Source organism: Pseudomonas sp. BGA-UO-ETr-WB11, from assembly GCF_059567785.1.
The window spans coordinates 311,996-325,454 of record NZ_JCAQOS010000007.1 but is presented as its reverse complement, the minus strand read 5'-3'; the positions used below and the strand labels follow the sequence as shown (position 1 = coordinate 325,454).

The following is a 13,459-nucleotide window of genomic DNA, read 5'->3' as shown; positions in this document are numbered from 1 at the left end:
AGGCCTATGTCGTCCCCAAAAGACAGAGTTGTAGTGGCAAGCGATGTAAGCTCACGGGATGGTATTGGTGTCGAAATTTACAGAGACAACGAGTTGATCGTTGAGCTATTTCGTGATGACACAGAAAGAACTCGCACAATCACTGTATTTAAAGAATCAATCTCGCTGGAACTCATGGAAGAATCCATTCAAATTTTCAAAAATGAAATTCCATGGGCTTTTAGTGATCCAGTGTAATTGGCGCATAACAATGCGCTCAAATCGTTCGCTTCGCTCACTGGGACCGGCTAAAGCCGGCCCCTTAGCTTAATCGTTAGAGGTTGATGTGAATATCAGCGTCATCCCACGATCCATATTTTCTCTATCTCTAGCAGTATCGTTATTCTTGATATTTAGCTTTGCAAGCATGTCAATAATTTCAGCAGAACCTAATTTTTTACTCATGGCGGCAGCTTCAATTCTGACCAGCATTGCAATATCGATTTCCTGTTTCAGCAAAGGCTTTCTAGATTCGCGCAACCAAACATCAGTCGCGCACGTTTTATTTGTAATAATTCTTATGTCAACTGCCTCATACATATGCTTAATTCCACTTTTCGCTTTGTTAGCCTACCTTTTTATCCGAGTAGTGGGCGATCCACATGCGGCCGATGCAGGTATGGCTATATGGGCAATTTCTGTTATCTTTCCGCTTGGTTTTGCAACAACGATTGGAGCGGCCTTAAGCCATAGAACTTTAACAACAATCAGTTCTGCCAGTGTCAACCTCTAACTAGCGGTTCAAATCGTTCGCTTCGCTCTCTGGGACCGCGTACCGCGGCCCCTTAACCTAAACGTTATGCACTATGAGGTATTGCGTGGACAAGAAGACATTCGCCATCGAGCCTGGCATAGGTGCCGGTCCAATAATACTTGGCAAACATCGAGACTCCATTCAGGAAGCGTACACATACGTATACTCAAGTTTCTTCAAAGTTCAAACGTCTAAATTTCGATCAGATCAATGCGAGTTAGCGGGTTTCATCGCGCATTATGACTTAACTGGTAAAACCAAACACATCGAAATATTTAATAGCGAACGCCAAGCAATTGAGTATGAAATTTTTGGTATGAAAGCCAAGAGCACAACACTATCAAGCCTGAAGAAATATCTAATTTTAAAAGGCGTTTTTTTCGAGATCGATGATTACGGTATAAAAGCTGCCAGCATTGGGCTTTCCACCTTCAATCACGACCTGCAATCAGACGAAGATATTATTGAAAGTTTCGGTATTTTCAACCCAGTGCAAAGCGCATAACAAACGGTTCAAATCGTTCGCTTCGCTCTCTGGGACTGCGTGCCGCAGCCCCTTAACCTAAACGTTAGAGGCAAAGCGTGAAACTTAAGTGGCTAACCTTACCGCTAATCGCAATCATGCTAGGTGTGGCTAGCCTATATACATTTGCACACACGCTACCGAGTCTTGCCCTCCCCCTAAAGTCAGTAAATGCATATGCTCTTACTGATGGTGGATCACTAACAGTTGAGCTAGAAGACGCAGAAAGAAATCAGCTTTACTTCGGGATCAAAGGTGATCTAGATACACCGCGTGAAAAATTTCCATCATTCTATATGCGCACCTTCTTAGGTATACCTCTTATGGTTACACCAGATATTGGCAGCCTTGAGGAGCATGAGCTTGCAAATTTCGCAAAGAGCCTAGCAGAGGCAAATCTCACAACAGATTCACTGAGCAAGGTTAAAAATAACGATCTAGATGGGCTTTCAAAAACCGAGTTCAAGTACGCCGTCATCTACTCTATATACAGCAGCATCAGCGAGCGCCATGCCTCTAACTAATGGTTCAAGTCACTCGCTTCGCTCGTTCGGGACCGCGTTCCGCGGCCCCTTAACCAAACGTTAGGTGCAATCGTGAATATCAGCAGCTTCGTAGAAAGCACATATAAATTATTCGAGTGCTTCGAGAAGCCTAAGTGCGCGACTGATATAAATCATTGCGAAGAGTGCGTAGATCATAACAATGAGATTAATGGTGCAAATCGGCGTGATCTATCGCCTGAACAAATAGGCACGGTATGCTGGAGCATCTCTTCATTCCTTACACCGCAAGCAATGGGCTATTATATTCCCCGATTTATCGAGCTGGCTGTTACAGGGATAAACGATAAAGACGATACTCCTTACATGTGTGCATTCATAAACCAAATAGGTCTCAACTCAGACTCTAATCAATTCTCGTTATTTTCGAAGGAGCAAAGAGCGGCGGTAGTAAACAGTTTGGTTGCCATAAAAAATCACCACATGGATATACTGATTGATAATTGTTGGGAAAATGACATCGACCCTGCAATTAACCAGTGGAGCACCTAACTAGTGGTTCAAATCGTTCGCTTCGCTCACTGGGACTGGCTAAAGCCAGCCCCTTAACCAAACGTTATAGGCCATGCTGATTAACATTCTTAAGCAAGCCCTAGCTCCAGCTGTAGCATCGAAAGCGTTTGTGCACTACTGGCGCGGCAACTACGCGAAAAGCCATGCGCTTTTAGTTAAAGCCAGCAGCTGGAACCCTGACGTAGTAAAAGACAGCATATTTGAAGCCTGTCTTGGGCTTAGCCTTTATCATCTGGGCAAGCACGAAGCAGCAATGCCGCATCTAGTTTCAGCTAAAAAATTTCTAAATAAGGTCTCATCGCACAATTCCGAGGTGGCTTCGGTAGAAAATGAAACCCTAAAAGAAATAATCCAAATATTGAGTTGTCGCAATGGCCTATAACAAGGCGCTGAAGCCGCTCATTTCATTCGCTGGGACCGGCGAAGCCGGCCCCTTAGCTTAATCGTTATACAGCGACCAAAACCATGGAAACGGAAATGATCTTAGACTGCTCCGACCAAAGCACAGCATGGTCAACCGTCTGCGAAATATTTAATACAGACAAATCAACTCTTACCTTACTGCTAAGACCACTCACCCCTTATCAAGATCACACATATAGACCGGAAGAGTATATTTACAAAAAAATTTGCGATGCACTTGGAAACCCCAAATCAGAAATAAAAGCGATGTGGTTTCACGGCACAAGAACTAATGATATAGCCTCCTTCCACACAAGAGGAATTCTCCCTAAGAGCGCAATAAAGGAAGAAATAAAAACAACTCTAATTCCTCTATCTTCTGGAATAGAGAGGAAAGGAAATAATCAATTCAGCATGTCAATTCAAGGGAAACAAACCCCAGCTGACGAAGGGCCTTTTGCTGTCCTCTTTAAAGAAGTAGCGATTCATGCTCCAGGATTCAATCACAGTTACGTAGATACTCCAGAAATGGTTGAAGATATCGCAGGAACCTTGCTGGGTGAAAATTATGACCAGCTTGTCATGCGATACAGATCAATAACAGAGCCATATGTTGTCACCTTCATAGGGGAGGCTGGGGGGCATGAGTTGTCGCTGGCGCTTTGGTATCTTCATTCAATTGTCGATGGTGATCCGTCCGTAGAGGCTGCGGACAGAGCAAATACTTGTTTCAATTCCAAGGGCATCACGATAGACCCATCGAGAATTGTTAGATCTGAACCAATAGGCAATGTATAACAACTGGTTCAAATCGCTCACTTCGTTCGCTGGGACGAGCTAAAGCCCGCCCCTTAACCAAACGTTAGGCACAGCAAGGAACAGCTATGCATCAAATCATCGCGATAGCCGCAGCTTTATTCATGCTCCCCTTGCTTATGCCATCGTTAAAGTGGGTTATAGGCTGTGTTGCTGCATTCACTATCATTTGCCTTGCAGCTTATCTTCAACACTACTATTCAGCTTTATCGAATCCAACCCAAGGTAGCCCAGGGGACGGATTGGGAATTATATTCTCTATATTTTTTATCCTATGCTTCTCTGGTGGCACAGCAGCAAAACTCATATACATATTCACTCGGAAGCACTTAAATGGATCACAACATAAACGAGGTGGCAATGCCTAACAAGGCGCTCAAATCGTTCGCTTCGCTCACTGGGACCGCGTTCCGCGGCCCCTTAGCTTAATCGTTAGGGTCAAAACAAATATTGGAGTACCACGCACATGGAAGTCAGATGCAACTCACTAAATGAAGTCCGCGAAAACGTCGACAGAATTGATCGCGAAATCGTTACGTTAATCGCTAAGCGCGGCAATTTCGTCACTCAAGCAGCATCATTAAAAAAAACAACAGACGAAGTAAAAGCGCCCAATCGAGTAGAGCAAGTTATTGCAAAAGTCACCGCGCTTGCACAAGAGCAAGGGGCGAACCCTCTGGTAGTAGAAAGCGTCTATCGCGCTATGATATCGGCGTTCATTGAGGCAGAGCTAAAAGAGCACTCTCTGCTTAACGCGCATACCGGAAAACCCTAACTAGTGGTTCAAATCGCTCGCTTCGCTCACTGGGACGGGCTAAAGCCCGCCCCTTAACCAAACGTTAGGGGTTACTCATTGCCCATTTTCAACAGGCACTAATGATGACATCTCAAACTGAGCCACTAAAAACTAGCGAAGCAATCCACAAGGTCATGATTGCAAACCTCATAATTATGCTGATATTTATGTTCGCACCGTATACCGAGTTACTTACAGTCACGTCAAATTTTTTACAAATAAAAATAGCAAGCTCTTGCTCCGTCGGTGCATGGATTTCACCACGGCATGCGTTATCTATGAGCGCCAGCATGGCATTCAGCGTATCGATTGCCATATTTTTTTCTTTGTTCGGCGCTTACTCCAAGGAAGAAATGAAACGAGAAAGAAATGGAGGGAGTGTCATACTTGGCATGACATTAATAGCGGTATTTCTATTTTATTTTGTTGTTTTTTACCTGCCATGCGGCGCATCCAGTTATCACGGAACCACCACAGGTAAAGCCAGACTAGGCGAGGCGATGATCTATTTCTTAACAAACTATAAACTTTTATTTATTTTATTTGTTTCTGGATTTTCTGGCTTGCTATTTTATTGCACTGCGCTGGCGTTAAAGCTAATAAAAGACGGAAAGTGAATTTATAGTGCGTGGAATTCCCCCCCCTAACAAGCGGTTCAAATCGTTCGCTTCGCTCTCTGGGACTGCGTGCCGCAGCCCCTTAACCTAAACGTTAGGCCGCACAATGAAAAATACAATCAACCTAACATGTAATTTGCTCGCAATATTATGCATTCCACTTGCCCTAGCTTACTATGTATTCATAATGATCACGCTTACAGGCATCATATCAATCCTTACGAATAACTTAAAAATTTCCTGGCTATTTATTCTACTAACGCTTCAAATAATTTTTGGGAGTTATGGCTGGATATCTCTATACAAACTATACAAAGCAAGAAACAAAAATCTTAGCAAAACTCCAGAATGCATCAAAGCAGGTATTACTTGTGGATTTCTTTCAATCGCATGGAATCCACTAATGCTTGTATGTGCAACGCCTGCTATAGCACTTTCAACAATATTGTTATTTTCGCGGGCGTACCGTGCAAATGCGTAACAAGCGTATATGGACTCTCCCCACAAGTAGTGAGCAAAGCTTTTCTTTTGCACTTGTCGTCAGCGCGGTTGCATTCGTATATCCGGCCTGTTTTGGGCTTTTCGCCCTGGCCAATCTGTAGTTCGCGCAGCGGGGGCCAAGCGTTCAATCGATCACGCGGATCATGATTGTTATCGGCCTTATTCCGCTGCAGGACTCGCCTGTTCCGACAGTGCTGCTGCTCACCACAACCACAAGAAAACCATCACGTATTACTGATTACCTCCGCCGTCAGGCGGGATTTGTGCTCTGCCAATTGCCATTGAAACGCCGCTCATGGCACCACACCGCCCAGCATTCAAATCGTTCGCTTCGTTCGCTGGGCCCGGCAAAGCCGGCCCCTTAGCTTAATCCTTAGCTCTGCTTGCGCCACCCAAATAGTGACACTATAGTGTCACTTTGATCGAATCTAGGGTGCCACCATGAAAGTTGAGCTTGTCACCAATCTCAAGCGCCAAGCCACGAAAATCCTGGCAGACCTCCACGTGTCAAAGGAGCCGGTACTGATCACCGAGCATGGTCAACCATCTGCGTATCTCGTCGATGTACAGGATTACGAGTTCATGCAACGCCGACTGGCACTGCTTGACGGGCTCTCACGTGGAGAGCGCGCAGTACTTGAAGGGAGAACGTACACCCAAAGTGAGGCCAAGGAGAAAATGAGCAAATGGCTGAAGTAATCTGGACGGAGCCCGCCCTCCAAGAGCTGGAAGCCATCGCTGAGTACATTGCCCTAGATAATTTCACAGCAGCAAGCCAGTTTGTCAGCGCTGTTTTCGAAAAAACCAAACGCCTAGAAAGTTTTCCCCAGTCGGGTCTAACTCCGCCAGAGCTTCCAAACTCCGTTTATAGAGAGCTAGTGGCACCACCCTGCCGGGTTCTTTATCGTGAAAATGGCAACCAGGTTTTCATCCTATTTGTTATGAGAGAGGAACGGCAGCTTCGCGCTTATATGCTCGGTAATAGCTAACAACTTATATGGACTCTCCCAGCAAGTAGTGAGCAACGCTTTTCTTTTGCACTTGTCGTCAGCGCGGCTGCATTCGTACACTTGGTTTGCAGCGAAGGATCGCCAAGCTTGAAACCAGCACAACAGCACCCGAGCAACTTCGCTTTTTGCACCTAGAGGCAGCACCATGGATATCAATACAACCGCCATATTTATCACCGTCGCATTGGCGCATTTCGTTGCTCTGCTAAGCCCAGGACCAGATTTTTTGCTGGTGGTGAAAAGCGCCGTACGCAACAAGAAGCAAGTGGCTATCGGTGTGGCCTTGGGCATTGCCTCTGCGAACGCAGTTTATATCGCCTTGTGCCTTGCCGGCGTCGGCGCAATTCTAGCAAGTTCGATCACCATAATGACTGCGATAAAATTTGCCGGCGGCGTCTTTTTAACTTATTTAGCCGTCATGGCCCTTAAAGCCAAGAAAAGCGACTATGCCTTTCTTATAAAATCGGCAGAGGCTGAAGGCACAAAAGAATCCACGTTCGCTAAAGAATTCCTGATTGGTTTTGCTTCCGGCATTCTAAATCCCAAGAACCCGCTGTTTTACCTCAGTCTGTTCACACTAATACTCAACAACGAAGTCGGCATCGGCTTCAAGATTGCGCTCGGTGTCTGGATGACCTTGATCGTGTTACTGTGGGACTCGTTTATTATTTTTGCCCTGTCGCATAAACACGTGCGCAGCCTATTCAATCGCGGCGCATTTTATATCGACAAAACTGCAGGCGTAATATTGGGTGCATTTGGCGTGACGTTAATTTACTCGGCACTCATCAAGAACAATAAGTAAGCGCCAGCCGCACTATTACTCTCTGTCCTAACGCAAAAAGCCCCGCTAGCAAAACTGGCGGGGCTTTTTGTTGCTGCCGGATCAGGCGGCCAGGCTGTTTTGCGCGCGCTCCTGGCTGGCGAAGCGCAGCATCCATTCGGCCACTGCCACGCCCTGATGCTGCAAGCTCATGCTGCTGATGGCCTGTTGGTAACGGGCCTCGCCGAGGAATTCGCGGCGCAGGTTGAGCAGGCCCAGTTCGTAGTCGTCGACAAATTCGGGGTGGGCCTGGAAGCACAGCACCTGGTCGCCAATGCGGTAAGCGGCGTTGGGGCAGAACGGGCTGCTGGCCAGCAGCGTGGCGCCGACTGGTAGCTCGGTGACCTGGTCCTGGTGGAACACCAGCATGTCGAGGTGTTCCAGGCTCGGGCTCATCCACTCGGGTTGTTCGAGCACGGCGTAGCGATTGACGCCAATACCCCAGCCTTGGGCGGCACGTTCGGTCTTACCGCCCAGCAGCAGGGCCAGCAGTTGGTGGCCGAAGCAGATGCCGATCAGGCGGTCGCCATTGTCATAGCGCTCAAGCAGGAACTCGCGCAGGGTCTGAATCCACGGATCAGTGCCGAACGAGTCGGCCTTGCTGCCGGTAATCAGGTAGGCGTCGTAGCCTTGGGCAGCATCCGGGTAGCAACCTTCCACCACGTTGAACACATCGAACTGCGCCGGTATCGACTGCTTCTCAAACAACTGCCTGAACATTCGGCCATAGCCGTGGTACTGCTCAATCAACTGAGGTCGGAGGATGTCGGTTTCCAGGATGCAGATGCGCATGGTCATAGTTGGGGATGGTTACCTCTTGTTGGATGTTGGAATGGGAAAAACGCGCGCTTTTTAACACGTCATTTCGCCCATGAAAACCATCCATTTTCGCCCCTCGGCAAATCGTCTGGACCACTGGCGCCACGCGGCTTCCAGCATATTCCTGCAGAGGCCGAAATACGGCCCTTGAAGGAAAAAAGTGGCCGCCAAGACCGGTGCAAATAAACGACCAACGGTAGCTTTATTTGCTGCCCGCGCATGCCGCTGAACCACCCAACAGAAGGCTAACGCGAAGAGGCACTGATGCCGTTCGGCTGGCTGGCCGCGCACAGCAAGGTTCGCCTGCCACTCCACGACGCAGCCCTAACCGCCAAACGCCTGAATGCTGTCAGCCGCCCCCGCAATAGCGCGAGCAGTTGCTGATACTTATGAGCGCTTAAGGGGGCCTTGCCCGCCTACATTTCGAAGTGCTTGCGCACGCAGTCTTCCAGCAACTGGCGCGAGTCGGCTTCGTCGCTGTGTTCGAGCCGCTGGTACAGGGTTTGGGCGATGCGGCTAAAGACCTTCATCACTGCGGGGTCGAAATGACTGCCGGTGTCTTGATCCAGAATCGCCATGGCCGCGTCGAAGCCCATCGGCTCCTTGTACGGGCGCTTTGAGCACAGCGCATCGAATACATCAGCCACAGCAAAAATTCGCGCGGCCAGCGGAATCTGCTCGCCGCTCAATGCCCGCGGGTAGCCGCTGCCGTCCCACTTTTCATGATGGCCCGCCACCACCGCATGGGCGCCGTCGAGCCAGCCCATGCCCTTGACGATCTGTTCGCCTTGCTCGACATGGGTGCGCATCACCGCCATTTCCCCAGCGTCGAGCTTGCCGGGCTTGAGCAGGATGGCATCGGGGATGCCGATCTTGCCGACGTCATGGAGAAAACTGCCGGCGATCAACGCCTGCATTTCGCGCCCGGCCAAGCTCATGCGCTCGGCAATCTGCGCAGCAATCCAGGCGACCCGATAATTGTGCGCGCCGGTGTCGGAGTCGCGTTTGGCTATCGCTCGCCCCAGGGCCTCCATCATTGAGATATGCGAATCAAGCACCTCGCGGGCCTTGCGGTCGTTGTCCGTGGACAGAAACGCCACCAGCGGGAAAATCAGCGCGCCACTGAGTAGCGAGGCGAGGCCGATCAACATCGCCACTGTCAGTGAGTTGCTGAATATCTGCTCGCGCTGCCAGGCGGGAATGATGCGCACGCCTTCAAAGTAACCACTGATCGCACCCTGGCTATCGCCCGGCGTGTCGCGCAGCGGCACAAATACACGCAGGACCCAGTCACGGCTCAGCTCGACACTTTCATAAGACGCCTGCTGGTATTGCGGTGCGCCGTGGGGGGCGAGAAATGGCTCGATGACGGCGCCCTGCTCGCTCATCGACTCGGCCACCTTGTGGCCCTGTGGGTCGTAGATTTCCGCGATATCAAACAGGCCGCCGGTAATGGTATCCGCGGCCTTGCGTGCATTCTGCTGACCTTCTGCACTCTCCAGGCCGACAGCGCGGTAGTAGTGCAATACCCGCGCGGACTCCTCGATGGCCAGCGACACCACGCTTTCTTCAGCGCTTTCTCGGGCCACAAACCAGGCCACGGGGCTGGCGATCGAGGCCAGCGCAATACTGACAGCGGCGATACGCAACGCCGTGCGTTTGAGAAATTGATTCATCCTGCGCCAGTCACTCCACACAATAAGACGCCCTGCTCAGGCCCAGCGAACTGGCGTGAGTGTCGCAGTGACTGCTTAAGCAATGCTTAACCTTAAGGCGCCAGGCGGGTGGTTGCGGCGGACGTCAAAATGCCGAGTACAGGGCAAGCACAGAGCAATCACCGATGCCCTGTAGCCCTTGAGCTTTGGCGGCGCGCGCCATCTGATCTGCTTTTTATTTAAAAAACTGAGTCTGTTTTCATTTGTGTGCTGAGCCGATCATGCGCCCCGCCTGCTACAGCCAGATGGAGCTACCTGCATGAGCGAACGCATTCCCGCGCGGATCGTCGAAACCATTGACCCGCAACGTCCAATCCGCCTGACACCCGCGCAAGCGGGCGGCACCATTCACACCCGCAGTTTCAGCGGGCTGTTTCGCAGCCTGCGCCTGGGCGGGGCCGGGTTGCTGATCGTGCTGTTTTTTGCCACCGCTTGGTTCAACTGGAACGGCCAGCAAGCGGTGCTCTGGGACCTGGGCAGCGGCAAGATCCATCTATTTGCCCTGACCCTGTGGCCGCAGGATTTCGTCCTGATCTCGGCCACCCTGATCATCGCCGCCTTCGGCCTGTTCTTTATCACCGTGCTGGCCGGGCGCGTCTGGTGCGGCTACACCTGCCCGCAAAGCGTGTGGACCTGGATGTTCATGTGGGTGGAGAAAACCATCGAGGGCGAACGCAACCAGCGCATCAAGCTGGCCGCCGCGCCCTGGAGCGTTGGCAAGCTGCTGCGGCGCAGTGCTAAGCACGGCCTGTGGTTGCTGCTCAGCGGTGCTACGGCGTTAACCTTTGTCGGTTACCTGACGCCGATCCGCGAACTGAGCAGCGCCCTACTGAGCCTTGAACTGGAATACGCCACCAGCTTCTGGCTGGTGTTTTTCAGCGTACTGACTTACCTCAACGCCGGCTGGATGCGCGAGCAGGTGTGCCTGCACATGTGCCCTTATGCACGTTTTCAAAGCGTGATGTTCGATCAGAACACCCTCAACGTGGCCTATGACAGCCGCCGCGGCGAAGGTCGCGGGGCGCGCAAGAAAGACAGCGACTACCGGGCCGAAGGCCTGGGCGACTGCATCGACTGCACCCTGTGTGTGCAGGTCTGCCCGACCGGCATCGACATCCGCGACGGCCTGCAACTGGGCTGTATCAGTTGCGGCGCCTGCATCGACGCCTGCGACAGCGTGATGGACAAAATGAACTACCCACGGGGCCTGGTGCGCTACGCCAGTGAAAACAGCCTGGCCGGCGGCAAAACCCAGGTACTGCGCCCGCGCCTGCTGGGCTATGCCACCACCTTGACGGTGATGATCGGCGCGCTGATCTGGGCCCTGAATGCCCGCACTGAGGTGTCGCTGGACGTAGCTAAGGACCGCACGATGTTCCGTGAGAACAGCCAGGGGCAGATCGAGAACAGCTACAACCTCAAAGTCATCAACAAGACCCAGCAGCCGCAACGTTATGCTCTGAGCTTGGATGACGGCGCGCGCTTCCAGCTCCAAGGCGCCGAGGTGCTGCAGTTGGCCGCCGGAGAAATGCGCAACGTGGCCGTCAGCGTGGCCCTGCTCGGCGCGCCGGCAGCCCACTCGCCGGAACAGCTGCGCTTTCACCTGCGTGATACCAATGACGTAGACAGTGCCGTCAGCACCGAGAGCACCTTTGTCGCCCCGCGCCAACGCTGAGGACGGTCGCCTGGACACTGCGCAGGCAGTACAGTGGCAGGCAACAGAGCCTGCCAGAGTCCCGAGCGACCGCATGAAGCGCTACGAGAAGTTTGCCGACGAAATCGCCGCCCTGATTCGTAGCGGCGTGCTCGCACCCGGCGAAAAGGTGCCGTCGGTGCGCCATGCCAGCCGTACCTATGGCATCAGCCCGTCCACTGTGTTCGAGGCCTACTACCTGCTGGAGAGTCGCGGCCTGATCAGCGCCCGTCCGCGCTCCGGTTACTTCGTCCGCGACCAGGCGCAGCGGCCGCTGCACGAGCCGCAACAGCGCAGCCGCGAAGCGCAGACCAGCGAAGTGGATGTCAGCGAGCTGGTGTTCTCCGTGCTCGCCTCCCTCAAGGACCCACACACCGTGCCCTTCGGCTCGGCCTTCCCGAGCCCGGCGCTATTCCCCCTGCCGCGCCTGGCCCGCTGCATGAGCAAGAGCCTGCGGGCCATGCCGGCCCATGCGGTGATCGCCGACATGACCGAGGGCAACCCCGACCTGCGCCGACAAATTGCCCTGCGCTACCTGAACAGCGGCGTACTGCTGGCACCGCAAGAACTGGTGATCAGCAATGGCGCCATGGAGGCGCTGAACCTGTGCCTGCAGTGCGTAACCCAACCGGGCGACCTGGTGGCCATCGAAGGGCCGGCGTTCTACGCCACCCTGCAGGTGCTGGAACGGCTGAAACTCAAGGCGGTGGAAATCCCCGTGCACCCGCGCGAAGGCATCGACCTGGAGGCTCTGGCCAACAGCCTGGCGCACCTGCCGATCAAGGCCTGCTGGCTGATGAGCCATCTGCAGAACCCGCTCGGCGCGAGCATGAGCGAGGCGAAAAAGCGCGACCTCTATGCCCTGCTGGAGCAGCACCAGCTGCCGCTGATTGAGGACGATGTGTACGCCGAGCTGTACTTCGGCAGCCAGCCGCCGAAGCCGGTGAAGAGTTTTGACCGCGCCGGCCTGGTGATGCACTGCGGCTCGTTTTCCAAGTGCCTGGCACCGGGCTACCGGGTCGGCTGGGTGGCCGGTGGGCGCTATGCCGAGCAGATTCGGCGCCTCAAGCTAATGACCACCATTTCGCCCTCAGTGCCGGCCCAAGCGGCCATTGCCGAGTACCTGCAACACGGTGGCTACGACCGCCACCTGCGCAGCTTGCGCCATGCGTTGGAAAGCCAGCAGGCGTCGATGCTGGCCTCGGCGGCCCGGCACTTTCCCGCCGACACGCGCGTCACCCGCCCGGCCGGCGGCTACTTTCTGTGGTTTGAATTTGCCCCGCAGGTCGACTCACTGCAACTGTTCAAGCAGGCCCTGGCCGAGGGCATCAGCCTGGCGCCGGGGCCGATCTTCTCCGCCACCCGCGGCTTTGGCCACTGCGCACGGCTCAATTCCGGCCACCCCTGGGACGCCGCCAGCGAAGCCGCCATGGCCGTGCTGGGGCGGCTGCTCGCGGCGTTTTAGCGCTCAAGCATCAGGTGCCGACGGCGCTGCACAGCTCCACCAGGGTGCCATCCGGGCAGCGCACATAAGAAACCATCTGCCCCCAAGGCTTGCTCACCGGCGGGGCAATTTCTTCGGCACCGGCCGCCACGGCGCGGGCATGGGCCGCTGGCACATCCTCAGTCACAAAGCCCACTTCCATGCCCAGTGGTTGCGGCGAACGATGGGCCTCGACATGGCCGCAACTGAAGTTTGACTCGGCCAACTCATGGGCGGCAAAAGCCAGGGCTGTAGCGCCGGTTTCCAACTCGCCATAAGTGCCGGACTCATGCACAAAGCGCGGTTGAAAGCCGAAGGCATTCTGGAAAAATGCCAGTGAAGCCCTGACATCCGGCACATAGATAATGGTGTAGGCAAAGCGCATGGCAGTT

The 13,459-nt window shown here is 53.1% G+C and carries 17 protein-coding genes; 13 read left to right on the top strand and 4 right to left on the bottom strand.

The annotated features are described in order from the left end of the window. The first annotated feature begins 6 nt into the window (after positions 1-6). Positions 7-237: a hypothetical protein gene (locus AC56DI_RS12325; RefSeq protein ID WP_496346416.1), complete on the top strand. Its 231-nt coding sequence runs from the start codon at positions 7-9 to the stop codon at positions 235-237. Between the two features lie 69 nt (positions 238-306). Here AC56DI_RS12325 and AC56DI_RS12320 read toward each other — a convergent pair whose 3' ends face one another. After that, the gene (locus AC56DI_RS12320; protein WP_496346415.1) at positions 307-579 is read right to left on the bottom strand and encodes a hypothetical protein; all 273 of its coding nucleotides are present in this window, start codon (positions 577-579) and stop codon (positions 307-309) included. A gap of 278 nt (positions 580-857) precedes the next feature. Between AC56DI_RS12320 and AC56DI_RS12315 the strand changes: the two genes are divergently transcribed. The 10 genes from AC56DI_RS12315 (at position 858) to AC56DI_RS12270 (ending at position 7,339) form a co-directional block, all read left to right on the top strand. Then, entirely contained in the window at positions 858-1,298 is a 441-nt protein-coding gene (locus AC56DI_RS12315) for a hypothetical protein (RefSeq protein ID WP_496346414.1), read from the top strand. A gap of 77 nt (positions 1,299-1,375) precedes the next feature. Continuing rightward, positions 1,376-1,840: a hypothetical protein gene (locus AC56DI_RS12310; RefSeq protein ID WP_496346413.1), complete on the top strand. Its 465-nt coding sequence runs from the start codon at positions 1,376-1,378 to the stop codon at positions 1,838-1,840. A 72-nt stretch (positions 1,841-1,912) separates the two neighbouring features. Then, a complete protein-coding gene (locus tag AC56DI_RS12305) occupies positions 1,913-2,371 on the top strand; it encodes a hypothetical protein (RefSeq protein WP_496346412.1) in 459 nt (152 codons plus the stop codon). A 73-nt stretch (positions 2,372-2,444) separates the two neighbouring features. After that, positions 2,445-2,774 carry a hypothetical protein gene (locus tag AC56DI_RS12300; RefSeq protein WP_496346411.1) on the top strand — a complete coding sequence of 110 codons (330 nt, stop codon included), beginning with the start codon at positions 2,445-2,447 and terminating at the stop codon, positions 2,772-2,774. An 83-nt stretch (positions 2,775-2,857) separates the two neighbouring features. Beyond that, positions 2,858-3,592, top strand: coding sequence for a hypothetical protein (locus tag AC56DI_RS12295; RefSeq protein WP_496346410.1), 735 nt, complete (start codon positions 2,858-2,860; stop codon positions 3,590-3,592). 484 nt (positions 3,593-4,076) lie between these two features. Beyond that, a complete protein-coding gene (locus AC56DI_RS12290) occupies positions 4,077-4,385 on the top strand; it encodes a chorismate mutase (protein ID WP_496346409.1) in 309 nt (102 codons plus the stop codon). Between the two features lie 104 nt (positions 4,386-4,489). After that, positions 4,490-5,023: a hypothetical protein gene (locus AC56DI_RS12285; RefSeq protein ID WP_496346408.1), complete on the top strand. Its 534-nt coding sequence runs from the start codon at positions 4,490-4,492 to the stop codon at positions 5,021-5,023. A 942-nt stretch (positions 5,024-5,965) separates the two neighbouring features. Next, positions 5,966-6,223, top strand: coding sequence for a type II toxin-antitoxin system Phd/YefM family antitoxin (locus tag AC56DI_RS12280; protein WP_422581966.1), 258 nt, complete (start codon positions 5,966-5,968; stop codon positions 6,221-6,223). Next, positions 6,211-6,513 (top strand): type II toxin-antitoxin system RelE/ParE family toxin, encoded by a 303-nt coding sequence (locus AC56DI_RS12275; protein ID WP_496346407.1) that lies wholly within the window; start codon positions 6,211-6,213, stop codon positions 6,511-6,513. The genes AC56DI_RS12280 and AC56DI_RS12275 overlap by 13 nt, the downstream gene beginning before the upstream one ends. A gap of 166 nt (positions 6,514-6,679) precedes the next feature. Next, positions 6,680-7,339 (top strand): LysE family translocator, encoded by a 660-nt coding sequence (locus AC56DI_RS12270; protein WP_496346406.1) that lies wholly within the window; start codon positions 6,680-6,682, stop codon positions 7,337-7,339. Positions 7,340-7,420: 81 nt separating this feature from the next. Here AC56DI_RS12270 and AC56DI_RS12265 read toward each other — a convergent pair whose 3' ends face one another. Together AC56DI_RS12265 and AC56DI_RS12260 are read right to left on the bottom strand one after the other, a co-directional pair. After that, positions 7,421-8,155, bottom strand: coding sequence for an amidotransferase (locus AC56DI_RS12265; RefSeq protein ID WP_496346405.1), 735 nt, complete (start codon positions 8,153-8,155; stop codon positions 7,421-7,423). 437 nt (positions 8,156-8,592) lie between these two features. Beyond that, positions 8,593-9,852: an HD-GYP domain-containing protein gene (locus tag AC56DI_RS12260; protein ID WP_496346404.1), complete on the bottom strand. Its 1,260-nt coding sequence runs from the start codon at positions 9,850-9,852 to the stop codon at positions 8,593-8,595. Between the two features lie 298 nt (positions 9,853-10,150). On the opposite strand from AC56DI_RS12260, the gene ccoG reads away from it, so the two are divergent. Together ccoG and mapR are read left to right on the top strand one after the other, a co-directional pair. Beyond that, complete coding sequence (gene ccoG / locus AC56DI_RS12255; protein ID WP_496346403.1) at positions 10,151-11,566, top strand: cytochrome c oxidase accessory protein CcoG; 1,416 nt, start codon at positions 10,151-10,153, stop codon at positions 11,564-11,566. 73 nt (positions 11,567-11,639) lie between these two features. Beyond that, positions 11,640-13,049: a GntR family transcriptional regulator MpaR gene (gene mapR, locus AC56DI_RS12250; protein ID WP_496346402.1), complete on the top strand. Its 1,410-nt coding sequence runs from the start codon at positions 11,640-11,642 to the stop codon at positions 13,047-13,049. 10 nt (positions 13,050-13,059) lie between these two features. On the opposite strand, the gene AC56DI_RS12245 is transcribed toward mapR, so the two are convergent. Further along, a complete protein-coding gene (locus AC56DI_RS12245; RefSeq protein WP_496346401.1) occupies positions 13,060-13,452 on the bottom strand; it encodes a VOC family protein in 393 nt (130 codons plus the stop codon). Positions 13,453-13,459 lie beyond the last annotated feature (7 nt).